Origin of the sequence: Streptomyces sp. f51 (assembly GCF_037940415.1) — a bacterium.
Lineage (GTDB): Bacteria > Actinomycetota > Actinomycetes > Streptomycetales > Streptomycetaceae > Streptomyces.
Genome location: NZ_CP149798.1, coordinates 2,460,098 through 2,483,762, shown reverse-complemented (window position 1 = coordinate 2,483,762; position 23,665 = coordinate 2,460,098). Strand labels below are relative to the sequence as shown.

Annotated in this window: 18 protein-coding genes; 3 read left to right on the top strand and 15 right to left on the bottom strand. The window is 73.2% G+C overall.

Annotated features, from left to right (window positions below; all coding sequences use genetic code 11):
- Positions 1-7 precede the first annotated feature (7 nt).
- The 11 genes from WJM95_RS10920 to WJM95_RS10870 form a co-directional block, all read right to left on the bottom strand.
- Positions 8-1,342, bottom strand: coding sequence for a hypothetical protein (locus WJM95_RS10920; protein WP_339129396.1), 1,335 nt, complete (start codon positions 1,340-1,342; stop codon positions 8-10).
- Positions 1,343-1,411: 69 nt separating this feature from the next.
- Positions 1,412-2,437: a glutamate ABC transporter substrate-binding protein gene (locus tag WJM95_RS10915; RefSeq protein ID WP_339129395.1), complete on the bottom strand. Its 1,026-nt coding sequence runs from the start codon at positions 2,435-2,437 to the stop codon at positions 1,412-1,414.
- Positions 2,438-2,451: 14 nt separating this feature from the next.
- Entirely contained in the window at positions 2,452-3,951 is a 1,500-nt protein-coding gene (locus WJM95_RS10910) for a hypothetical protein (protein ID WP_339129394.1), read from the bottom strand.
- A gap of 284 nt (positions 3,952-4,235) precedes the next feature.
- Positions 4,236-5,270 (bottom strand): BadF/BadG/BcrA/BcrD ATPase family protein, encoded by a 1,035-nt coding sequence (locus tag WJM95_RS10905; RefSeq protein WP_339129393.1) that lies wholly within the window; start codon positions 5,268-5,270, stop codon positions 4,236-4,238.
- Positions 5,267-6,532, bottom strand: coding sequence for a 6-phospho-beta-glucosidase (locus tag WJM95_RS10900; RefSeq protein ID WP_339129392.1), 1,266 nt, complete (start codon positions 6,530-6,532; stop codon positions 5,267-5,269). The genes WJM95_RS10905 and WJM95_RS10900 overlap by 4 nt, the downstream gene beginning before the upstream one ends.
- 2 nt (positions 6,533-6,534) lie before the next feature.
- The gene (locus tag WJM95_RS10895; RefSeq protein ID WP_339129391.1) at positions 6,535-7,428 is read right to left on the bottom strand and encodes a carbohydrate ABC transporter permease; all 894 of its coding nucleotides are present in this window, start codon (positions 7,426-7,428) and stop codon (positions 6,535-6,537) included.
- Positions 7,429-7,431: 3 nt separating this feature from the next.
- On the bottom strand, positions 7,432-8,373 hold the full coding sequence (locus WJM95_RS10890) for a sugar ABC transporter permease (RefSeq protein WP_339129390.1): 942 nt from the start codon (positions 8,371-8,373) through the stop codon (positions 7,432-7,434).
- 10 nt (positions 8,374-8,383) lie between these two features.
- Positions 8,384-9,721 (bottom strand): ABC transporter substrate-binding protein, encoded by a 1,338-nt coding sequence (locus tag WJM95_RS10885; RefSeq protein WP_339129389.1) that lies wholly within the window; start codon positions 9,719-9,721, stop codon positions 8,384-8,386.
- A gap of 136 nt (positions 9,722-9,857) precedes the next feature.
- Complete coding sequence (locus WJM95_RS10880; protein WP_339129388.1) at positions 9,858-11,069, bottom strand: ROK family transcriptional regulator; 1,212 nt, start codon at positions 11,067-11,069, stop codon at positions 9,858-9,860.
- Positions 11,070-11,381: 312 nt separating this feature from the next.
- Positions 11,382-12,245, bottom strand: a complete 864-nt coding sequence (locus WJM95_RS10875; RefSeq protein ID WP_339129387.1) for a hypothetical protein — start codon at positions 12,243-12,245, stop codon at positions 11,382-11,384.
- Positions 12,246-12,527: 282 nt separating this feature from the next.
- Entirely contained in the window at positions 12,528-13,646 is a 1,119-nt protein-coding gene (locus tag WJM95_RS10870; RefSeq protein WP_339129386.1) for a mechanosensitive ion channel family protein, read from the bottom strand.
- A 270-nt stretch (positions 13,647-13,916) separates the two neighbouring features.
- On the opposite strand from WJM95_RS10870, the gene WJM95_RS10865 reads away from it, so the two are divergent.
- A complete protein-coding gene (locus tag WJM95_RS10865) occupies positions 13,917-14,453 on the top strand; it encodes an HNH endonuclease (protein ID WP_037618871.1) in 537 nt (178 codons plus the stop codon).
- 349 nt (positions 14,454-14,802) lie between these two features.
- On the opposite strand, the gene WJM95_RS10860 is transcribed toward WJM95_RS10865, so the two are convergent.
- From WJM95_RS10860 to WJM95_RS10845, 4 genes are all read right to left on the bottom strand, one after another.
- Positions 14,803-16,143, bottom strand: coding sequence for an ABC transporter permease (locus WJM95_RS10860; RefSeq protein WP_339129385.1), 1,341 nt, complete (start codon positions 16,141-16,143; stop codon positions 14,803-14,805).
- Positions 16,140-16,856 carry an ABC transporter ATP-binding protein gene (locus tag WJM95_RS10855; protein ID WP_339129384.1) on the bottom strand — a complete coding sequence of 239 codons (717 nt, stop codon included), beginning with the start codon at positions 16,854-16,856 and terminating at the stop codon, positions 16,140-16,142. The genes WJM95_RS10860 and WJM95_RS10855 overlap by 4 nt, the downstream gene beginning before the upstream one ends.
- On the bottom strand, positions 16,853-17,386 hold the full coding sequence (locus WJM95_RS10850; RefSeq protein ID WP_339129383.1) for a PadR family transcriptional regulator: 534 nt from the start codon (positions 17,384-17,386) through the stop codon (positions 16,853-16,855). Before WJM95_RS10850 ends, WJM95_RS10855 begins: the two co-directional genes overlap by 4 nt.
- A gap of 310 nt (positions 17,387-17,696) precedes the next feature.
- Positions 17,697-20,930 (bottom strand): beta-N-acetylglucosaminidase domain-containing protein, encoded by a 3,234-nt coding sequence (locus WJM95_RS10845; RefSeq protein ID WP_339129382.1) that lies wholly within the window; start codon positions 20,928-20,930, stop codon positions 17,697-17,699.
- A 299-nt stretch (positions 20,931-21,229) separates the two neighbouring features.
- On the opposite strand from WJM95_RS10845, the gene WJM95_RS10840 reads away from it, so the two are divergent.
- Both WJM95_RS10840 and malQ read left to right on the top strand, forming a co-directional pair.
- Positions 21,230-21,499 (top strand): hypothetical protein, encoded by a 270-nt coding sequence (locus WJM95_RS10840; RefSeq protein WP_339129381.1) that lies wholly within the window; start codon positions 21,230-21,232, stop codon positions 21,497-21,499.
- Positions 21,499-23,655: a 4-alpha-glucanotransferase gene (malQ, locus tag WJM95_RS10835; protein ID WP_339129380.1), complete on the top strand. Its 2,157-nt coding sequence runs from the start codon at positions 21,499-21,501 to the stop codon at positions 23,653-23,655. Before WJM95_RS10840 ends, malQ begins: the two co-directional genes overlap by 1 nt.
- The last annotated feature ends 10 nt before the right edge of the window (positions 23,656-23,665 follow it).

The window sequence follows — 23,665 nt, the reverse complement described above, 5'->3', positions numbered from 1 at the left end:
TCACCGCTCACGCGTCGGGCCCCCTCCGGTCCGCACGGTCATGAGGTCCGCCCTGCTCCGGCACCGGCGGGCTCAGCAGCTCGGCCGCCGCCCGCTGATAGCGCAGCACGGCCTCCTCCGCCACCCGCAGATCGCAGGGAGCGCTCCACAGCATGCGCCGGGCCGCGTCGTAGCGCTCCACCAGGAACGGGTCCTCGGCGAAGCCGTGCCGGGCGACCTTCGCCTTGTACGCGTCGAGTCGGCCGCGCAGCTCGGCGCGGACCGCAAGCGGCTGGGTGACCGCCGTCAACGACTCGCGCGCACGCAGCAGTTCGTCCTCCGCCTTCTCCTCCAACGCCTCCAGCAGCGGTGAGAGGCGGTGCCACTGCGCGTGCCTGCGGTACTCCGCGGCCGTCGCGAGCTGCTCCTGGAGCGCCGTCGGCGGACCGCTGACCGCCGGCACCTCGGACGCGGCGATCTTGGCGAGGACCTCGCCGCGGGCACTGCGCGCCTCGGCGAGGGTGCGGTCGGCACGGCTGAGCACGTCCCGCAGCTTCACCAGCCGCGCCTCGGCGTCCTGGCGCACGGTCAGGACCGCGTCGATCTCCCGGCGCACCTCCTCCAGGGCGCGCGCCTCACGGTCGTACGCCGTGGTGTCCGGGCGCCCGCCGCCCGGGGCCGAACTCCCCTGCGCGGGAACCCAGAAGGCGAGCGGGTCGGAGATCACCCGCTCCCGCAGGGCGGTCAGGGTCCTGGTGATCCGCTCCAGGTCGTCGCCCGAGGGGTGCTCGCCGGGGCGCACGCCCACGGAGTGCGCGAGCGCGCGGGTGCGCTGGAGCTCCGCGGCCAGTAAATCTATCCGGGCGGGCAGCGCGGACCAGACGGCGTCCGCGGTGACGACCATGTCGAGCGAGGCCGCGTACAGCTCGTTCATCCGGTCCACCAGGGCCGCGAGCGAGAACCGTTCGCTGAGCTTGCCGGTGCCGGCCAGGGTCGGCGCGTTCGCGGTGGCCGTGGTGGAACCGGCGACCGTGATGCCCGAACCGCGCAGCAGCTCCGTAAGCTCCACCAGGTCCTCACGGCTCGACCAGCGCCGGCGCGAGCGGATGTCCCGCGCGGAGCGCAGCGCGTCCGAGTAGGCGTCGAAGTACGCCCACAGCAGGGTGATCGACGCCTCCGCCGACGCCCAGCGCTCCTGGGTCGAGCCGGTCAGTTCCGCGCCCTCCAGGAGTCTTCGGCCCGCGTGGTCCTGGAGGGCGAGGAGCGAGGTCTCGATGGCCTCGTGCTCCGCGCCGAGGCGCGCCAGCGCACGGTCCGCCTCGTCCCGGTCCATCACCGGCCCGGGGGGTCCCGTGACGCCCATCGATCACCTCTCGTTCTCGTGCGTTCCCGGCGCGCTCGGTGTGTGCGGCCGGTCAACTCTCCAGTCGTATCAGGCGGATTGCCCGTACTGGGCGACGGGTGGATTCTCCGAGGGAGAGCCGGGCCCGAGGGTCGGGGCGAGCCACTTGTCGTACGACTGCCGCCAGCCGTCCTTGCGGTAGTCGGCCAGGACCTGGTTGACCCGCCGGACCAGGTCGTCGGCACCCTGCTTCATCGCCACGCCGTAGTACTCGGTGGTGAAGGCGGCGCCCTTGAGCTCGACCGTGGGGTCCTGGGCGGCCTGGCTCGCGGCCAGCGCGCCGTCGGTCACCACCGCGTCGGCCTCGCCGAGCTGGAGGCGCACCAGGCAGTCCAGCTGGTTGGGCACGGGCGGCAGGACCACGGCGGAGGAGGCGAGCCTGCCCGCGTCCCGGTCCGCCGCCAGCCGTTCGTTCGCGATGGATCCGGCCGCCGAGCAGATCCTCTTGCCGGCCAGGCTCTTGTCGTACCCCGTGATGGCGGAGTTCACCGGGGCCAGCACCTGCTGGCCGGTCTGGAAGTAGGGCGCGGAGAACGTGACGTCGCGGAGCCGGTCACAGTTGATCGTCATGGTGCGCACCACCATGTCGACCTTGCCGTGCTGGACCGCGGGGATGCGCTGGCTGGTGGGTATGGCCCGGAACTGGACGGCGTTCTCGTCGCCCAGGATGTTCTTGGCGATCGCGTGGACCAGGTCGATGTCGAAGCCCTCCAGGTCCCCGCCGGCCTTCGGGTTGTTCGGGTCGCGGTAGCCCCAGTGGTAGCTGTTCTGGTCGACGCCGACGATCAGCCTCCTGTCCTTGCGGTTCTTGATGGCGTCGATCGTCGCCCCGTCCGCGCCCGACGGGGCGAGGCTCCGGTTCTGCGGGTCGACGCACTTCTCGGCCCTGGCCTGGGTGCCCTGGGCCAGGCCCGGCCCGCCGGTGCCCGTGTCGCCGTCCCCGCGGGCGGAGTCCGGCAGCATCAGCGCGAGGATCAGCGCCGTCGCACAGGCGAGCGCCATCGCGCCCACGCCGCCCCAGCCCCTCAGACTCGTCCTCAGCCGTCGTGCGATCATCGCCGTTCCCCCTCTCACCGGTACTCCGAAAGCCTGCGGCCGATCCCGAGCACCGCGCCCGCGGCGGCCAGCACGCCGAGGACCGCCGCGCCGACCGGGAGGCCGGTCATGGCTCCCAGACCGTCGCCCGCCGCCCGCTGGAACTCGTCCTGCTCGTGCGTGAGCGCGTCCCTCAGGTTCGAGTCGACGCCGTCGAAGCACACCCGTGTGGGCTTCTTGTCGGCGGAGCCGATGACCCGGTCGAGTGCCAGTTGGTACTTGCCGTCGTCGTCGGCCCTGCGGGCCTCCGCGTGACGGTGCTTCCAGACTTCCATGTTGGCGGTCGCGCCCTGGACGGGCTTCTTGCCCGCGCTGTCGTCCGCGAGGCCGGCCGCGTCCGCGAGGTGCTGCGTGAGCGCCTTCATGTCGTGGTCGAAGTTGTAGTCGTACAGGTCCACGGTCTTGTGGTCGGCCAGTGCCTTGGTCTCCGCGCCCCGGCTGACCAGGGTGAGGTTCTCGTTGCCCCGTGCCTTCAGGGACGCGATCTGGGCGTCGTGCAGCACGTTCAGGGAACGGACCCCGTGGTCGTAGGACTCGTCGAGCCCGGACCGGGCGAGGGTGTGCCCGACGGTGAGCCACAGCAGCACGACCAGGGACGCGGCGGTCGCGGCGGCCATGCCCTGGTTCAGCACCCGGTTCGTACGGCGGTAGTTGCGGCGCTGGGCCCAGGCCAGGGCGGCGAGCGCGAGGAGACCGAGGGCGATCGCGGCCCACGGGTAGGGCTCGGCGTCGGCGTAGTCGGCGTTCAGCCGCTGGTTCTCGCGCTGGTAGAGCCGCTCGGCCCGGGGGAGCATCTGGCGCTGCATGACGTCGTTCGCGTACCGCAGATACGCGCCGCCCAGCGGGTAGCCCTGGCGGTTGTTGGCACGGGCCCGCTCGATCAGGCCCTTGTACTCGGGCAGCAGTTCGTTCAGCTGCGAGATGGTCTTCGCCGACGGCGAGCCCGCCTGGGAGCTGTTGGCCGCGGTGATCAGCTTCGCGGCGGCCGTCCTGATGTCCTGCTCGTAGCGCTCGCGGGTCTCCTGGGTCTCCTGACCACCCGCCAGGAAGCCGCTGGAGGCGGCCGTGTTGGCGTCGGCGAGCGAGCGGTAGATGTCGGCGGCGCTCGCGCTCAGCGGCTGGCTGCGGTGCAGCACGTTGTCGGCGGCGGCCGAACGTTCCGTCATCTGCCAGGCGGTGACCGCGCCGAACGCGACGACGAGCAGGGCGAGGAGGGCGCCGATGATCCGCAGCCGCCCCGGTTCCGTCGTCGCCGCGGCGCGCAGCCGGTCCACGCCCTCCGCCCACGCGGTGCGCCGCGGGGCCGCGCCGGGGCCGGGCACGGCGGGGGGAGCGCTCCGCGGGGCGCCGAACCCGCCCTGGGGCGAAGGAGATCCGTCCGGGGGACGGGGGGAACCGGACTGTGCCGGAACGGCCGGCATCGTCGGCGCGCCCCGCCCCGGTGGTGCCGCGCTGCCCTTCGGCGGGTGTGTCACTGTCGACCTCCCCCATGGTCTTCCGCTCGGTCACGCCCACCGCGGACGCGGGAGGCGCGGCCGGCGGCGTACGTGCACGGCGGCAAGTATCGCCGCCCGTACCGGCATCCGCACAGGCCTTGCCTGGATCTTGTTCGGATCACGGCGCAGCACGCTTCCCCCGCGCCACCCCCCTTCTCATGAACACGTGTTCCGGATCCGATTGGTTCCCGCCCCCGCGTGCCAGGTCACGGCGCTCCGGGAGCCGCGGGCGCCCCCTCGGCGCCGTCGGTCCCGCGGGCCTCTCAGCCCCCTTCGTAGAACGCCCGTACGCGCGCGTGGATCTCGCCCGCGGCCCGTACGTGGTCCAGGCCCAGGAGTGCCGCGCCCAGGACCGGCGGGGCGGTGACCACCCGGGGGACCGCCTTGGGCGCACGGGCGGCCAGGAGTTCGTGGACGCGGTCGTCGAGCAGGGGGTGACGGGCGGCCAGGATGCTGCCGCCGAGGAGGACAGGGGTCTCCTCGGCGAGCAGGCCGAGGCGGTTCAGGGCCACCGTCGCCATCGCGACCACCTCCTCCGCGAGCCGGTGGACGATCGCCCGGGCCACCGGGTCGCCGTCCTCCGCCGTGGCGAACAGGACCGGGGTCAGCTCGTGCCGCCGCGCGCCCGGGATGCGCTCCAGGTGCAGTGCCTCGATGAGCGCGTACATGGAGTCAAGGCCGAAGTGCGCGGGCAGGGTGCGGGCCAGGTCGGTCGCCCCGCCCCGGCCGTCCTCGGCCCGGGCCGCGTGCCACAGGGCCTCCTCCGACAGCCCCCAGCCGCCGCCCCAGTCACCGGAGATGCGGCCGATGGCGGGGAAGCGGGCGGTCTCGCCGTCGGGCCGCATGCCGACGCAGTTGATGCCGGCCCCGCAGACCACGGCGACACCGCGCGGCTCGGCGATCCCGGCCCGCAGGATCGCGAAGGTGTCGTTGCGCACCTCCACCCCCGCGCCCCAGGCGCGCGCGTGCAGCGCCGCCGCCAACTGCTCCTCCTCCACCGGGAGGTCGGCGTTGGCGAGGCAGGCGGAGACATGGCCGACCGAGGTGACGCCCGCCTCGGCGAAGGCCCGCCGCACCGCGTCGGCGACGACGTCCACCGCCGTCTCGACGCCCACCGCAGGCGGCCGGAACCCGCCCGCGCGCGCGGTGCCGGTCACCCGGCCGTCCGCGGCCACGACGGCGACATCGGTCTTGCTGTTCCCGGCGTCGATGGCCAGGACGAGGCCCGCGGGATCGGACGCGGTGTCCGCGGGAGAGGACCCGGCGGCCGTCCCGGCGCCGGTTTCCGTCGACGTCATGCCCACGCGAGGTGCTCCCGGTTGTGCGCGATCAGCTGGTCGGTCAGGGTGTCGGCCAGGGCGTACTGGCCGACCAGGGGGTGGGCGAGCAGGGCCCGGAAGACCCGGTCGCGCCCGCCGCGCAGGGCGGCCTCCAGGGCGAGATCCTCGTACGCGGTCACGTTCGCCATGAGGCCCGCCTGGAGCGGGTCCACGGCCGGCACCGGCAGCGGGGCGGGCCCCTTGGCGTTCACCGCGGCCTGCACCTCGATCACCGCGTCGTCCGGCAGGAACGGCAGGGTTCCCCGGTTGTACGTGTTCACCACCTGGTAGGGGCTGCCGCCCCCGCCGAGCAGCGCGGCGGCGAGGTCGACGGCCGCCTCCGAGTAGTACGCGCCGCCCCGCTTCGCGAGCAGCTCCGGCTTGCGGTCGAGCGCCGGATCGCCGTACATGGTGAGCAACTGCCGTTCCATCTGCGCCACTTCGGCGGCGCGGGAGGGCTTGGTGCGCAGCTCCTCGACCACCTCGTCGTGGGCGTAGAAGTAGCGCAGGTAGTACGAGGGGACCACGCCGAGGCGCTCGACCAGGGAGCGGGGCAGCCGCAGGTCCGCGGCGACGGCGTCTCCGTGCTCGGCGAGCAGCCGGGGCAGGACGTTCTCGCCCTCGGGCCCGCCCAGACGCACACCGGTCTCCCAGGTGAGGTGGTTGAGGCCCACGTGGTCGAGATGGACGTCGGTGGGGGAGACCCCGAGCAGCCCGGCGAACTTCCGCTGGAAGCCGATCGCCACGTTGCACAGGCCGACGGTCCTGTGGCCGGCCTGGAGCAGGGCGCGCGTGACGATGCCGACCGGGTTGGTGAAGTCGATGATCCACGCGTCCGGGTTGGTGCGGCGGACGCGTTCGGCGATGTCCAGCACCACCGGAACCGTGCGCAGCGCCTTGGCGAGGCCGCCCGCGCCGGTCGTCTCCTGGCCGACGCAGCCGCACTCAAGCGGCCAGGTCTCGTCCTGCTCGCGGGCGGCCTGGCCGCCGACGCGCAGCTGGAGGAGCACGGCGTCGGCGCCCTCCACTCCCGCGTCCAGGTCGGAGGTGGTGACGATCCGGCCCGGGTGGCCCTGGCGGGCGAAGATCCGGCGGGCCAGACCGCCCACCAGTTCCAGGCGTTCGGCGGCCGGGTCGACGAGGACGAGTTCCTCGACGGGCAGGGTGTCCCTGAGCCGGGCGAAGCCGTCGACGAGTTCGGGGGTGTAGGTCGACCCTCCGCCGACCACGGTGAGTTTCATGGTTAACCCTTCACTCCGGTGAGCGTGACGCCTTCGACGAACGCCTTCTGCGCGAAGAAGAACACGAGGATCACGGGGGCCATGACCAGGACGGTCGCGGCCATGGTGAGATTCCAGTCGGTGTGGTGCGCGCCCTTGAACGACTCCAGGCCGTAACTCAGCGTCCAGGCGCCCGGGTTCTCGGACGCGTAGATCTGCGGGCCGAAGTAGTCGTTCCAGGCGTAGAAGAACTGGAAGAGCGCGACGGCCGCGATCCCCGGCTTCGCCATCGGCAGGACGACCTTCAGCAGCGTCCGCAGATCCCCGCAGCCGTCGACCTTGGCGGCGTCCAGGTACTCGTTCGGGATGGTCATCAGGAACTGGCGCAGCAGGAAGATGGAGAACGCGTCGCCGAACGCCATGGGGATGATCAGCGGCCACAGGGTGCCGGACAGGTCCAGCTGCTTCGCCCAGAACAGGTACATGGGGATGATCACGACCTGCGGCGGCAGCATCATCATCGAGATGACCAGCATCAGGGACAGATTCCGGCCCCGGAAGCGGAACTTGGCGAGGGCGTAGGCGACGGGGATCGACGAGACGACGGTCAGGACCGTGCCGAATCCGGCGTACAGCAGGGTGTTCTTCCACCAGGTGAGGAAGCCCGGGGTGTCGAAGACCTTCCTGTAGTTGCCCCATTCCCAGGTGTGCGGGATCAGGTCCCGGCTGAGTGCCTGGGTGTCGCTCATCAGCGAGGTCAGGAACACGAACACGAAGGGCAGGACGAAGAACAGGGCGGTCGCGACGCCGAGGGAGTGGACCGCGACCCACTCCAGCAAGGCCCTGCGGCGAGCGGTGCGTTCGGCGGGGGAGACGGCCTTCGCCAACTCCACGGGCTTGTCGAGTACTTGGGTCATCGGTCAGTCACCTGCCTGGATGAGACCGCCCCGGCGCCGCATCAGGAACGCGGTGAACACCATGGACAGGGCGAACAGCACCAGCGCGACCACACAGGCGGAGCCGTAGTCGAAGCGCTGGAAGCCGAGGTTGTAGACGAGCTGGGGCAGGGTGAGCGTCGACTTGTCGGGATAGCCGGGCTCGAACTGCGTTCCGGCGCCCTGGATGACGCCCGAGGCGACCTTCCCGGCGATCAGCGGCTGCGTGTAGTACTGCATGGTCTGGATGACCCCGGTGACCACGGCGAACATCACGATGGGCGAGATGTTCGGCAGCGTGACGTACCGGAAGCGCTGCCAGGCCGAGGCGCCGTCCAGCTCGGCGGCCTCGTACTGCTCCGTGGGCACGTCAAGGAGCGCGGCCATGAAGATGACCATCAGGTCGCCGATGCCCCACAGGGCCAGCAGGGTCAGCGCGGGCTTGGACCAGGCGGGGTCGTTGAACCAGCCGGGTGCCGTGATGCCGGCCTTCTCCAGGAGCGAGTTGACCGGCCCCGTGCCGGGGTTGAGGAGGAAGGCGAAGGCCATGGTGGCGGCCACCGGCGGGGCGAGGTAGGGCAGATAGAAGAGGGTGCGGAAGACACCCGTGCCCGTCTTGATCTTCGTGATCAGCAGTCCGACGCCGAGCCCGAACAGCACCCGCAGGGTCACCATGACCAGCACCAGCCACAGGGTGTTGCGCAGCGCGGGCCAGAACAGCGGGTAGTTCTCGAAGACGTAGCGCCAGTTCTTCGTCCCGCTCCACGTCGGCGGCTTGAAGCCGTCGTAGTGCATGAAGGAGAAGTAGACGGTGGAGATCAGCGGGTAGGCGAAGAAGACCGCGAAGCCGATCAGCCACGGCGACATGAAGGCGAGCGTCCGCAGCGCCGACCTGCGGCGCTTGGAGGCGAGCGTGACAGTACTCATGTCCGGGCGGCTACTTCGCCTGCGCGATGTCCGTGTCGATCTGCCGGGCCGTGGCCGCGAGGCCCGCCTTCAGATCCGTGGACTTGCCGCTCTCGTAGTCGTATCCGAACTGCTGGATCGTCACGAGGTAGGTGCCGCCGTTGATGGACGCCGGGGTCGTCGTCGAGTTCGGGTTCGAGGCGATGTCCAGGAACGTCTTGAACCGCGGGTCGTACGTCAGCTTCGGCGACTTGAGGGCCGCGAGCGTCGAGGGCACGTTGTGGATGCCGTTGGCGAAGCCGACCACCGCGTCCGTGTCCGTGGTCATGTACTTCACCAGTTCCCAGGCCGCGTTCTGCTTGTGGCTGGTGGACGCGATGCCCGCGATCGTGCCGGTGATGTAGCCCTTGCCGTACTGGTCGGCCTGGTCGTCGGGGACGGGCAGCGGGGCGACGCCGATCTCGAAGTCGGGCTTGGCCTCCTCGGCCATGCCGAGCCGCCATTCGCCGTCGAGCTGCATGGCCACCTGGCCGGTGTGGAAGGGGTGCTTGGGGCCCCACTCGTCACCGAGCTTGGAGCGGTAGGTCTCCAGCTTCTTGAAGCCGCCGAGTTCGTCGACCAGCTTCTTCTGGAGGGTGAACCCGGCCGCGAAGGCGGGGTCCTTGGCGATGTTCGACTTGCCGCTGCTGTCGAAGTACGTCGGCGAGAACTGCCCGAAGTAGTGCTCGGTGGTGGACTCCCAGCCGTGGTAGTCCGGCATGAAGCCGAGCTGGGAGTACGAGTCGCCCTTGGTGATCGTCAGCTTCTTGGCGTCGGTCTCGAACTCGGACCAGGTCTTCGGCGGGGAGGCGATCCCGGCCTTCTTGAACGCGTCCTTGTTGTAGTAGAGCCCGTACGCGTCACCGAGGAGCGGCACCGTGCAGCGGTTGCCGTCGAACTGGGTGTATTCGTTCATCGCCTTCGGGAACGTCGTCTCGGGGTCGATGTGGGCCTTCTTGAAGAAGGGGTTCAGATCGACGAAGGCGCCGGAGGAGCAGAACTTGCCCACGTTGTTGGTGGTGAAGGACGAGACCACGTCGGGGGCCTTGTCGCCGCCCGCGCGCAGCGCCTGGTTGATCTTGTCGTCGGTCATGTTGCCGACGATGTTCACGTGGATGTTGGGGTGCGCCTTCTCGAAGCCCGCGACCAGCGACTTCACGGCCTTGACCTCGTTCGGCGCGCTCCAGGCGTGCCAGAAGTTGATCGTCTGCTCCTTGGACGCGTCGTCCCCTCCGCCGCTGTCGGACTGTCCGGTACAGGCGGTGGCGAGGAGGGCTATCGAGGCGGAGGCGGCGAGCGCGACGGCCGCCTTTCGGGACATTCCGGGCATGGCGAGATCTCCCTGCGAGGGACGGGGCGGGACACGGGACGGTGCGGGCCCGGGCGGGGCGAGGGAAGCACGGGCCCGGGGCGGGTCGGAGGAGTCGGGGTTCGGGGCGTCGGAGGAGTCGGGACTCGGGGCGGGTTCAGCGGGAGGTGTCGAAGACCTCGTCGCGGGTCGCTGCCAGGGCGCTCTCCAACGCGCCCCGCAGCACGGGGTGTTCGCGGACGTCGCCGACGACGAGGCGCGGCCGGGACGCGGCCAGTTCCTCCAGTTCGGCCTGGACCAGGGCGCGCAGCGGTTCGCCGCCCGCGGTGAGCGAGGCTCCGCTGAGGACCACCAGTTCGGGGTCGAGCACGGAGACGAGGGAGGCCAGACCGGTGGCGAGCCCGGTCGCGTACCTCTGGAGCAGTTGCCGGTACGGGCCCGCGTCGACCGCGGCGGCCCGTTCGACGGCGGTGGCCGCGACCTCGGCGTACGGGCCCGTGGGCAGGTCCGTGATGCCGAGTTCGCGGGCCAGCTGGGGGATGGCCTGGGAGCCGGCGAGTTCTTGGTAACCGCCGCTGTTGGCCCGGGTCACCTGGCGGACCAGGGGCGCGCCGGGCACCGGCAGGAAGCCGACCTCGCCCGCGCCGCCGGTCCAGCCGCGGTGCAGCCGGCCGCCGAGGACGAGGGCCGCGCCGAGACCGCCCTCGTTCCAGAGCAGGACGAAGTCCTCGTGCCCCCGGGCGGCGCCGAGCCGCTGCTCGGCGATGGCGACGAGGTTGACGTCGTTCTCGTACTCGACGGGCATCGGCAGGGCCGCGGCCAGCTCGTCGAGGAGGGCCGAGGAGTGCCAGCCGGGCAGGTGGGAGGCGTAGCGCAGCCGGCCGGTGTTGGGGTCGAAGGCGCCGGGGGTGCCGATGACCAGGCGGCGGACGTCGTCCCGGGCGAGCCCGGCGGCCTTCACCGCGCCGTCGAGGGCCTCGGTGACCTGGCGGACGACGGGCTGGGCGGGGCGGCGGCCCGGGGTGGGCAGTTCGTACGTGCCGACCGTGCGGCCGGTGATGTCGGCGACGGCGGCGAGGACGCGCTCGGGGGTGACGTCGAGTCCGGCCGCGTGGGCGGCACCCGGATTGACCTCGTACAGCTGGGCGCTGGGGCCCGGCCGTCCCTCGCTGGTGCCGGTGGCCAGGACGAGTCCTGCGGCCTCCAGGCGGGCCAGGAGCTGCGAGGCGGTGGGCTTGGACAGGCCGGTGAGCTTGCCGATCCGGGTCCGGGAGAGTGGGCCGTGCGCGAGCAGCAGATCTAGGGCGGCGCGGTCGTTCATCGCGCGCAGGACGCGCGGAGTGCCCGGCGTTCCGGCGGAACCTGCCATGTCTGTCGCCACCTGCCCTTCTCGACCGACCAGCTTCCCAGGGAGGTCTTCGAGAAGTCCACCGCGAGATCATTGTTAGGAAAGTTTCCTATTGCCGTGCGAGGAAAGTAGGCCGGACGGGGCGAACCCGTCAAGAGAGAACGCCACCGAGGCGACGGAGTCGTTATCTGGGTGGCGTTGTGCCGGACCGGCCTGCGGGCCGGTCCGGAGGGGGCGGAGCGAGGGCCGGCCGAAACGAAGTCGCCCCCGCGGTGGACGAGTTCGTCCGGGGCGGGGGCGATTCCGGGGCGGAGCCGGGAGAGGCCGGGTCCGCTACTTCACGTCGACGTAGTCGCCCGTGGCCGTGGCCGTGCCTGTGGTGGTCGTGCCTGCGAACGTGTAGCGGTAGGTGCCGTCGGTCGTGGCCTTGACCGTGGTGCTCAGGGCGCCCGCGGTGCCCGAGGTCACCGTCTTGACGGTCTTGTAGGCGGTGGCGCCCTTCGCCTTGAACTGGAGGGCGGCCGGCTGGCCCTTGAGGCCGGTGTACCTGCCGGTGTTCCAGTCGGCGCGGGTCAGCGCGCCCTTGACGGTGAGCGTGCCGCCCTTCTTCACCGGCTCGGGACCGGCGTTGACGGAGAGCTTGGCGGCGCGCTTGACCTGGGCGGTCCCCGGGATGCCCCACATGTCGTAGCCGTAGTCGAAGCTGACGTGGTTGCCGTCGTCGTCGCTGTCCAGGCTGACGTGGCCGTAGAAGCCGGCGACCTTCCAGGTGCCCGCGTCGGCCGCCTCGTACAGGTAGTCCTCGGGGGCGAGGGCGATGACCTCGGTGCACGACTCGGTGACCGTCGTGGCGGTCGTCGTCGTCGGGGTGCACTTCGGGGCCTGGTCCGGCTCCATCTCGTTCACCGCCTTCGCGACTGTCCTCCCGCGGTACAGGGCGATGCCCGCGATGTTGGCCGAGCCCTCGGTGACGACGTTGTCCGACATGTTGTTGAGGACGACGCCGACCGGGTGGACCAGGGTGAACCTGACCGGGACGTTCACCACACCGCTGGTGCCGACGACGATGGCCTTGCCGTTGTTGACGACCGCGTTGGAGAAGGAGAGGTCCGGTGTGGCGGCCGAAGCGGACGGCGCGGCCAGGGCGGACACGGCCAGGGCGCCGGAGACGACGGCGCCGATGGCGTACTTGCGCATGGATTCCCCACATTTCGAGGCGGGCCCCTGGGCGTTACGCTCCAGAACAAGGGCCCGCTGTTGGGGTGACAGTAGACGGTCGGACGATGTGGCCGGAATGCGGGGGTCCTGTGAAGGCGATCGGTCCCGGCGGGGGTGAGCAGGCGTTTCACGCGCGATCCCGCCCCGGGGATCCGCCGCGCGTGCCGAGCCGCTCGGCACGCGGGCCCTGGGCCGGTACGCCGAAGGGGCGGCACCCGGAACATCCGGGTGCCGCCCCTTCGGTCTGCTGCCGCCTCGGCCCTACTTGGGCACGCCCGAGGACCCCGAGGACGCCGGGGACGGGATGGGCGCCGTCGCCTCCGACTGGGGGGAGGCCGGGTTCCCCAGGACCGACGGGGCCGCCACCGCGGCCGACGGGTCGACGGGCTCCTCCTCGACGGGGGCCGTCGGGCCGCCCATGATGCGGATGTCGGCGGCGTCGAAGGCGCGCTTGATCCGCCAGCGGAGCTCCCGCTCCACGGAGCTGGCCTTGCCCGGCATCGTCTTGGCCGAGACGCGGACCACCATGGAGTCGAGGAGCACGCTGTCCAGGCCCAGGATCTCCACCGGGCCCCACAGCCGCTCGTTCCAGGGCTCTTCCTTGCTGATGGTCTCGGCGACGTCGTCGATGACCGACCGGACGTGGTCCAGGTCCTCCGAGGAGCGGACCGTGACGTCCACCCCGGCCGTGGCCCAGCCCTGGGACAGGTTGCCGATGCGCTTGACCTCGCCGTTGCGGACGTACCAGATCTCGCCGTTGTCGCCGCGCAGCTTGGTCACGCGCAGACCCACCTCTATGACCTCGCCGGAGGCCACCCCCGCGTCGATCACGTCGCCGACGCCGTACTGGTCCTCAAGGATCATGAAGACGCCGGAGAGGAAGTCGGTGACCAGGTTGCGGGCGCCGAAACCGATCGCGACACCGGCCACACCCGCCGAGGCGAGCAGCGGCGCCAGATTGATCTGGAACGTGCCGAGGATCATCAGCGCGGCCGTGCCCATGATCAGGAAGGACGCGACCGAGCGCAGCACCGAGCCGATGGCCTGCGAGCGCTGCCTGCGGCGCTCCGCGTTCACCAGCAGACCGCCGAGCGTCGTGCCGTCCACGGCCTCGGCGGTGCGGCTCATCCGGTCGATGAGCTTGGTGATCGACCGGCGCACGAACACTCTCAGTGCGGCGGCGATCACCAGGATGAGCAGGACGCGCAGACCTATGGCCAGCCAGGTCGACCAGTTCTCCTCGACCCAGCTGGCGGCGTGGGTCGCACTCTCCTGGGCGTCCTGGAGCGTGGGGGTCACCGTGAGCGGGCCGGTCGACGTCGAGGGTGACGGCGACGGGTTCGCACCGGCGACCAGGGCCGATAGGACGGGCAAGGACACAGCAGGTACCTCCAGGCGTAGCGGTCCGCCCGCGGCGGGGACACAGGGGTGCCGTCAGGGCAGAACCACCACACTAACGGGGCATCGTGTGTGGATCGTTGTCATGTCGAGGGGAGAGACCGTGCTCACCTGGGGATGTAGGGGATGTGGTCGAAAACACTCCCAGCCCGTTACCGGGACATGGTGGCGCCACCACCAGGCATGAGGGGAGACTGACCTACAGATCGTCCCGGCGCGAGCCACGCGCCGCCGGCGTACAAGGAGGCATCCGTGCCGCACGTCCTGGTCCTCAACGCGTCGTACGAGCCGCTCGGCGTCGTACCGCTCCACCGCGCGCTCGTCCTCGTCCTCGAGAACAAGGCAGTCTGCCTCGAGGAATCCGGCGCCTTCATGCACAGCGCGACCGTTACTGTCCCCGCACCCAGCGTGGTCCGGCTGAAGAGGTTCGTACGGGTTCCCTACCGAGGGCCCGTCCCGCTGACCAGGCGAGCCCTGTTCGCCCGCGACGGCGGCCGGTGCATGTACTGCGGTGGCGTCGCAACCAGCGTCGACCACGTCATCCCGCGCTCCCGCGGGGGTCAGCACGCCTGGGACAACGTGGTGGCGTCCTGCCGCCGCTGCAACCACACCAAGGCCGACCGCCACCTGGTCGAGATCGGCTGGCGCCTGCGCCACAAACCCGCCCCGCCGACGGGGCTCGCGTGGCGCATCATCGGAACCGGGCACAGGGACCCACGCTGGATGCCCTACCTGCAACCGTACGGCGCGGACGACGCCATGGCCCGGATCGACGGCATTTCAGCCTGACGATCCGGGCCTTCGCGTTGGCGGCGCCGCCCTCGGCAGCCGCCGCCTCCGGCTGCCCGGGAGGACCCCCGTGCCTTCCGGCAGCCGCCCCGGTGCCGCACGGGCTCCCGGGCGTGCCCGCGTGCCGCCGCACGGGCGTCGGCGCACGGTCCCGCCCGCGGACCGCGAGACCCCGAGGACCCTGCGGACCCTGCGTATCCCGAGGACCCTGCGGACCCTGCGGACCCTGCGGACCCTGCGGACCCTGCGGACCCTGCGGACCCTGCGGATCCCGAGGACCCTGCGGATCCCGAGGACCCCGCGGGCGGCGCGGCCGGCGCCGCCCCCCCGGCAGGCCCCCCGGCCGGGCTCAGGCGTGCCGCAGCTCCGCGGGCCGCACCGAGCGGCGCAGCAGCGGCAGCGAGGTGCCCGCCGCCAGCAGAGCGGCCGCGTAGACGGCCACGGGCACGACCAGTGGCAGCACCGGCACGATTCCGCCGCCCGCGAGCTGCCCGTACCAGACACCGATCGCCAGACCCCCGGCCCCCGCCAGCGCGACCGCCGGGGCCAGCGGCAGGGCGGTCTCCAGGATCAGGGCCCGGCCGAGCACCGCCCGCGGCACTCCGCCCGCGACCTGGGCGGCGAGGCCCCGACGGCGGGTGGCCAGTGATTCTGCGGTCCCCACGGCCAGCCCGGACAGGGTGATCGCGAGGGCCAGCAGGATCGCGGCGCCGGTGAGGTCGAGACCGGTCGTGTAGAAGGACAGGTTCGCGGGGAACGAGTCGCGGTCACGCCCGGTGAGGGCGGCGAGCAGCACCTGCCGTACGCCGACGAAGCCCGTCCCCACGACCGTCACCAGCAGCACGGCGGCGTGGGTGCGGGCCCCCGCCCAGGGGTCGTCCCGCAGCCGCTCGGCCGCGATCAGGACCGCCGGGTTCCCGGTCCGCTCCGCGAGCACGCGGCCGATCAACCGGGCGCTCGCGCCGGCCGCCCAGACGGCCCCGACGCCCGTGATTATCACCACGCCGAACACGAACAGCGGAGCCGTCTCGAACCCGCCGAAGGTGCGGGGAGCGAGGGTGATCCCGGTGAGAAGCGTCACGAGAGCCGTCAGGAGGACGGCGATGCCCGGCCCCCGCCCGCGGTCCGGGCGCACCCGGCGCACCCAGCCCAGCGGCGAGGCCACCACCCGGCGCAGCGCCAGCGCGCTGACCAGCGCGCCCAGTACGGGCACGGCCAGCGCGACCCCCGCGCAGCCGGCCCACACGGCGACCGGCGGGCTCTGCCACCGACCCGCCAGGACCCACGCGGCGACGGCGCCGGCGACGACCGAGCCGGTCAGACACGCGAGGCCCGCCTCCAGCGCGGCGATCCGCCGCACCTGCGCGGGGGTGGCCCCCACGAGCCGCAGCCCGGCCAGCCGCCGGTCGCGGTGCACGGCCCCGATGCGGGCGCACTGTCCGAGGAAGCCGAGCACCGGCACCAGCAGGAGCAGCAGGGTCAGGACCACGCCCGCCCGCTCACCGGGCTGGTCGAGCAGGCCGTGGGCGAGGGACATCGAGTACTGCCCCTGGAGCGAGGCGACGGCGACGGCTGCCTGGCAGAGCCCGGTCGCGAGGGCGGCCCCGACGGCCGTCAGCGCCACCCGCCACCCCTCGCGCCGGTCCGAGCCGCGGGTGAGCAGCAGGGCGATCCGGAGGTCGGCGATCATCGGGCCACCTCTCCGGAAGGGACGGCGGAGTCGGACGACGGGGCGCCCGAGCCGGTCACGACCCCGTCCCGCAGTGAGATCTCCCGGTCGGCGTACGCGGCCACCTGGGCGTCGTGCGTGATCAGCAGGACGGCCGTGCCGGACTCCCGGGCGGTGTGGATCAGCGCGGTCATCACCTGTTCCCCGGCGAGCGAGTCGAGCGCGCCGGTCGGCTCGTCCGCGAGGACGGCCCTCGGCTCCGTCACCAGGGCCCGCGCCAGCGCCACCCGCTGGGCCTGTCCGCCGCTCATCTCGCCGGGCCGCAGTGCCTCCTGTCCCCGTACGCCGAACCGCTCCAGCCACTCGCCGGCCCGCTCCCGTGCCGCCGCGCGGGACGTGCCCGCGAGCAGCAGGGGCAGTGCCACGTTGTCGGCGGCGGTCAGTTCGGGGATCAGCTGCCCGAACTGGAACACCACGCCGAAGTCCGTGCGGCGCAGTTCGCCGAGCCGCTTCTCGGGGAGCAGGTCGAGGCGTTCGCCCGCGTACTCCACCGTTCCCGCGTCGGGTCTGACGATGCCGGCCAGGCAGTGCAGCAGGGTGGACTTGCCACTGCCGCTGGCCCCGGTGACGGCGAGGACCTCGCCCGCGGCCAGGTCCAGCGAGGCGCCGCGCAGCGCCCGGGTCGGGCCGTAGGCCTTGACCAGGCCCCTGGCGGTCAGGAGGGGGGTGCTCATGCTGTGTCGACCTCCGCGGTCAGGGTGGTGAGCCGGGCCGCCGTGGTGGTCATCCAACGGAGGTCGGCGTCGAGGTGGTTGAGGGCGTAGTCGGCCGACAGGACGCTGGCGAGGCCGGCACCGGGTGCCGTCTTCACCGCCGTGAGCTCACGCATCCGCTCCATGTGGGCGGCGCGCTGTGCGCTCAGGTAGGCGGCCGGGTCCGCCGAGGCGAGGATCGAGACGACGACCTTGGCGAAGATCTCGTTCGTCACGAAGGGGGCGGGCGGAGCGATCTCGCCCGCCCACCGGGTCAGTTCGCTCGAACCCTCGTCGGTCGAGCGGTACAGCGTCCGCTCGGGACCGCCGTCCGAATCGGTGCCGTCGATCGCGGCGAGGCCGTCGCGGACCAGGCGCTGCAAGGTCGTGTACACCTGGCCGTAGGCCAGCGGGCGGGCCTGCGGGAAGCGTTCGTCGTGGCGTCGCTTGAGGTTGTAGCCATGGCTCGGTCCTCCGGCGAGCAGCCCCAGCAGGATGTGACGGGTGCTCATGGAGATCAGTATGCACTCAGGATATGTACTGAGTGAATAGTGGGGCGGAGATCGCCGGGAACTTTCCGACCGGACGCCGGCCCGTCGGCCTGCGCCCGTGCCTGTCGGCCCGTCCGTCCGGCGGCCTGTCAGCCCGCGACCGCCGGTCCGCCGTCCCGTCACTCCGCGGGTTCGCGACCGCCGGTCCGCCGTCCCGTCACTCCGCGGGTTCGCGACCGCCGGTCCGCCGTCCCGTCACTCCGCGGGTCCGCGACCGCCGGTCCGCCGTCCCGTCACTCCGCGGGTCCGCGACCGCCGGTCCGCCGTCCCGTCACTCCGCGACCGCGTACGCCTCGGCCGACCACAGCGAGTACCCGTAGGCCGTGGCCCGCCGCAGCCCCTGGACGCGTACGAAGCGCACGTCCCGTTCGTCGAAGCGGACCGACTCCAGGCCGCCCCGGCTGTCGTTCACGGTCGTCGCGGTGCGCCAGACGCGCCCGTCGGCGGAGACCTGCACGCGGTACGCGGACGGGTGCGCGTCCTGCCAGCTCAGCACGAGCCGGCCGAGGCGCACCGGCTCGGCGAAGCCCACCTGCCACCAGGCGCCGTCGTCGACGGGCGAGGACCAACGGGTCGACGGATCACCGTCGTTGGCGGCCGAGGCCGGGAAGTCGGGGGTCTCGTCGGCGGACGAGGAGGCCGTGCCGGCGCGGGCCAGGTCGGGGCCCGCCGTGGGCGGGAAGGCGCGGACGGTCAGGGTGCGGGTCTGCGCACCGAAGGCGACCGTCACCTCGTACGTGCCCGACGGCGTCCCCTGGGGGACCGTGACCTCCACGACGCTGTCGACGACGGCGCCGCGCGCCAGCTTCGGCGAGGGCCGCGAGACCTTGACCCGGATGCCCTTCGGAGCCCGTGCCGTCAGTTCACCGCTGACGCCGGTGGGGCGCAGCGAGGTCAGCCGGGCCGTGATCCGTTCCGTGCCGCCGATCTCCATGTCCGTCGTGGAGCGGGCCAGCCGCAGTGCGGCGGCGGGGGTGTCGGCGAACCACGGCACGAGATGGCGGACCTGGGACGGCTCCGGGCCGAGCACCCGCAGCGCGTCCACGCGCACGCCCGCCGTGCCGATCCGTGCCGCACCGATCTCCGTCGCGCCCCCGGGGGCGAGGTCGCCGAGGTACCGCCAGCCCTCGCCCGGGACACGCGCCTCGACGAAGCCCGTCACGCCGGGGTCGGTGAGCACGCTCACGTCGGTGAGGACGCGCGGGCGCGGGAGCAGGACGGTGCGGCCGTCCCGGCCGGTGCCGTCCACGGGGGCCGGACTGCCCGGGGTGGGCCCTCCGTCGTCCGTGCCACCGCCCCCGCCCGCGCCGGGCGTGGCGCCGCCGGACCCCGTGCCGCCGTCCCCCGCCGCTCCGGGACCCTTCGGGACGGAGTGGCCGGTGGAGGACTCGTTGCCGAGGCCCGCCCACTGCTCGTACGCGGTGCGGGCCCGCGTCAGGAACGGATCGAGCACGCCCGCGCCCACCGTCACCTCGCTCGCCGCGAGCCGGGCCCGCAGCCGGTTCAGCGAGCGGTACGCCGTCCACGCGGCCGTCGCGTCACCGTCCGCCTGGGCGTCGAGCAGCGCGAGGGCCGTCTCACCGGCCTCGCCGTAGCGTGCCAACTGCTCGGTCCAGGGCTCCACTTCGGTGGCGACCGGGCGGCCCGCCAGCCGTTCCGGCGTCTCGCGCATCACCGTGAACGCGGCACGCAGCCGCTCGGCCGCACGGTCGCCCGCGGCCCGGTCCTCGGTCGTCCGCGCCTGCCAGAACGCCTCCATGAGCGGGCGCAGATACGCCGACTCCTCGCCGCCGAGGACCGAGGACGCCTCGTTCCCCGCCAGCGCGCGCAGCGCGTCCGCGCCGCGCGCGTCCTTGCCCGCGAGATCCTCGATCGCGGCCTCCCAGGACTCCTGCGGCCGGTAGTCCCGCGGGTTCCAGGCGTAGTCGGCGGCCGTGAACAGCGGGATGCGGGACGCCTCGGCCTGGGGCATCGCGTTCGCCAGCAGGGCCGCCGAACCCATGGCCACCGCAGGCTCGCGTCCCTGGTAGGGGCCGAGGAACACCCGGTCCTGCGCGTAGTCGTTGACCGGGTAGTTGTCCATGGTGACGAGCGGATGACTGCCGAACACCGAGCGGGTGCGCGCCAGTTCGCCGCCGGTGATGGTCTTCGGCACCACGCCGACGCCCGTCCACGCGACCTCGACGTTCTCGTCCAGGGCGCCGGCCAGCCGCCGGCGGTAGTCGGTCGAGCCGTCCTCGTAGTACTCGGTCGGCATCAGGGACAGGGCGGCGACGTCCGGGTGGCGGGCGGTGAGATGCCGGGCCACGGCGTTCGCCACCCGGGCCTGCGCCCTCGCCGCCGCCGCGGGTCCGGAGCCGAACGCGTCCGCGTCCGCCCCGCAGTGCCACTCGGTGTAGCTGACGTCCTGGAACTGGAGCTGGAAGGCGCGGAACCCGAGCGCCCACATGGCGTCGAGCTTGCGCGTCAGCGCCCTCACGTCGGCGTCCGAGGAGAAGCACATCGCCTGCCCGGGGGCCACCGCCCAGGTCGGCGTGACGTGATTGCGGCGGGCCCGCTCCGCCAGGTCCCGGAAGCGGGCGCGCTCCCCGGCCGGGTACGGCTCACGCCAGCGCGCCTGCCGGAAGAGGTCGTCGCCGGGCGCGTACACATAGCGGTTCTGCTTCGTCCTGCCCATGAAGTCCAGTTGCGCGAGGCGCTGTTCAGGGGTCCACGGGCTGCCGTAGAACCCCTCGGTGACACCCCGGACGGCGGTGCCCGGCCAGTCCCGGACGACGGCACCGGCGATCCGGCCGTCGGCGCCCAGGAGTTGGCGCAGTGTCTGCACCGCGTGGAACAGACCGTCCTCGCCGACGCCCGCCAGGGCGACGGTGTCCCGGCTGTCGGCGCGGCCCACGGCCAGCCGGTAGCCGCCTGAGGGGAGATCGGCGCGGGGCGCGGCGCCGAGCGCCGTCAGCGCCCGCTCCAGGGAGCCCGACGCGGTCCGCGCGCTCCCGAAGGAACCCGGGCCCCGCCCGCCGGTGTTCGCCGGATCCGTGCCCAGGCGCACCACCAGAGCGTGCGCCGGGAGCGTGTCACCGTCTCGCGCCGTCGTGATCGTGCGCGCGCCGGCCTGCCGCAGCAGGGCGCGCAACGCTTCGAGGGCGTACGGGTCGAGGTCGCCGCCGTCCGGGGTGTTCGCGTCGACGCCCACACCGGGGGCGTACGGAGTCAGTGGCACGCCCGGGGCGTACCAGCCGGCCGCCGAGCCGTCGCGCACACCGCCCGAGGCCGTGTCCGGCGCCGGGGTGAGCAGCACGACCTCGTCCGTGACGGTGACCGGGGAGCCGTTCGCGCGCAGCGACTGCGGGCGCGGCCAGACGGCGGGCACCCCGCTCCCGGTGGGCTCGTCCGCCGAGGCCGCCGGACCGTGCGGCGCGGCCACCGCCGGGGGGACCGTGGCGAACGCGCTCGCGACCACGGCGAACGCGAGTGCGGTCGCTCCTCTTCCACGCCCGAGTCGCACGGATCCCCCTCGTGGCCGGGCCGTCCCGGCCGCGCCGTCGATTGGCGTCGAGCCCACCATTCGGGTGGTGAAGGTGTCAACGAGAGTGGCCGAAGTGCCGGTATTACCCCAGCCTGGAGGTGCCGTCCGGACCGTACGCGACGGCGACGGCGTGTGAGCAGAAGCACGTTGTCCCTCCGTGGGCGTCTGCTCTCGCGCCCACGGGGTAGGGCTGCGGTGACCGCCCGGGGCATCCGTTTCCGGCACGAACCACCGGAATGCCCCCGGCCGCCGTACCCGACCTCGACAAGGAGGCCCTCGTGGCCGCATCGGCACACCTGCTCCTCACCGCCCTGTCCGAACGCGCGGCGGGGCCGTCCGTCCCCGGCCCGCGCGCGAGCCGGGCGTCCGCCGAGCCCGAGGGCGCCCACCCCTGTCCGCCCGGCTCGGAGAGCGCCTGCTGCGCGGCACCGCTGACCAGCGAACCCCCGCTGCCCGACGCCGAGCCGCTGACCAGCGAGCCGCCGCTCGCGGACGCCGCGCATCTGACGAGCGAGCCCACCTCGGCCGGCGCCGCGTCGGGGGCCTGATGGCACCCACCGGGCCCGCCGACCCACCGCGCACGGCACCGGAGCCGGCGCCGCGGACACCCCTGTCCCGGCTCGCCGCCCTGCACGGTGTCGCCCCCGAGTACAGCCCCTCTCCCGGCCGCACGGTCGCGGCCCCGGACAGCGCGCTCGTCGCGATCCTGGCGGCGCTCGGCGTCGACGCGAGCACCCCGGACGCCGTCGGGGCCGCCCTCGCGCGGCACGAGGCCGAGACCGCGGGGCGGCTGCTGCCGCCGACCCTGGTGAGCTGGGGCGGCCTCGCCCCCGCCGGACTCGCCGGGCTGCCGGACGGCACCCGTCTGAGCGTCACCACCGAACAGGGCGAGTCCCACACCCTGGCCGACCGGCTGCCGCCCGGCGTCCACACCCTGCGCGCCACCACTCCCGACGGCCGCGAGGCCGACGCCCACCTCGTCGTCGCCCCGGCCCGGCTGCCCGCGCCCCCCGGACGCACGTACGGACTGCTCGTCCAGCTCTACTCCCTGCTCTCCCGCCGCTCCTGGGGCATGGGCGACCTCGGCGACCTCGCCGAGCTGAGCGCCTGGGCCGGACGGGCACTGGGCGCCGGATTCGTCCAGGTCAACCCCCTGCACGCGGCCGTGCCCGGCGACCCCACCGACCCCTCCCCGTACCGGCCCTCGTCCCGCCGCTTCCCCGACCCGGTGCACCTGCGCGTCGAGGACGTCCCCGAGTACCCGTACGCCGAGGACCGCGCCCGGCTGTCCGCGCTGCTGGAACGCGCCGGACGGCTGCGCGACGGCGTGCTGCGCAAGGGCGCGCTCATCGACCGCGACGCCGTGTGGGACCTCAAGCGCGAGGCGCTCGAAGCCGTCTGTGCCGTACCGCTCGGACCCGGACGGCAGGCCGCGTACGCCGACTTCCTCGCCGAGGAGGGCCGGGCCCTGGAGGACCACGCCACCTGGTGCGCGCTCGCCGAGGTGCACGGCTCCGACTGGCGGAACTGGCCCCCCGCGCTGCGCGACCCCCGCTCGCCGGCGACCACCCGCGCCCGCGGCGAGCTGACCGACCGCGTCGACTTCCACAGCAGGCTCGCCTGGCTCACCGAGGCCCAGCTCGCCCGCGCCCAGCGCTCCGCGCGCGACGCGGGCATGAGCGTGGGACTCGTGCACGACCTCGCCGTCGGCGTCCACCCCGACGGCGCGGACGCCTGGGCCCAGCAGGAGTACTTCGCGGCCGGCATGTCCGTCGGCGCGCCCCCCGACGCCTTCAACGCGCGCGGCCAGGACTGGGGACTGCCGCCCTGGCGCCCCGACCGGCTCGCCGCCTGCGGCTACGCCCCCTACCGCCGGCTGCTGCGCGCCCTCCTGCGGCACGCCGGCGCCCTGCGCATCGACCACGTCATGGGCCTGTTCCGGCTCTGGTGGATCCCCGAGGGACAGCCGCCCACCGAGGGCACGTACGTCCGCTACGACGCCGAGGCGATGCTCGCCGTCCTCGTCCTGGAAGCCTCACGGGCCGGAGCGCTGGTCATCGGCGAGGACCTCGGCACGGTCGAACCCGGGGTGCGAGAGGCGCTCCAGGAGCGCGGAGTGCTCGGCACCTCGGTGCTGTGGTTCGAACGCGACTGGGACGGGGACGGCCTGCCCCTGCCGCCCGACGCCTGGCGCGCCGACTGCCTGGCCACCGCCACCACCCACGACCTGCCCTCCACCGCAGCCCGGTTCACCGGCGAGCACGTCGAACTCCGCGACCGGCTGGGGCTGTTGACCGGCTCCCTGGCCGATGAACGGGCGGCCGCCGCCGCCGACGTCCGGGAGTGGCTGGCGCTGCTCTCCCGGCTCGGACTGCTGCGCGGCCCGAGCGGCGGAGCCCCCGCCTCCGCCGAGGAGGCCGAGATCCAGGCCGTCCACCGCTTCCTGCTGCGCACCCCGGCCCGGCTGATCGGCGTCTGGCTCCCGGACACCGTCGGCGACCGCCGCCCGCAGAACCTCCCGGGAACCTGGGACGAATACCCCAACTGGCGCCTGCCCATCGCCGACGCCGAGGGCGCACCGGTCACCCTGGAGGAACTGGCCGCCTCGCCCCGGCTGCACGCCCTGATCGACGTCGTACGGGCCGAGAACGGGCGGCCCGGGGAGTCCGGGAGCCCCCCGGGCACCCCGCGCCCGACCCCCTGACCTCCGTACG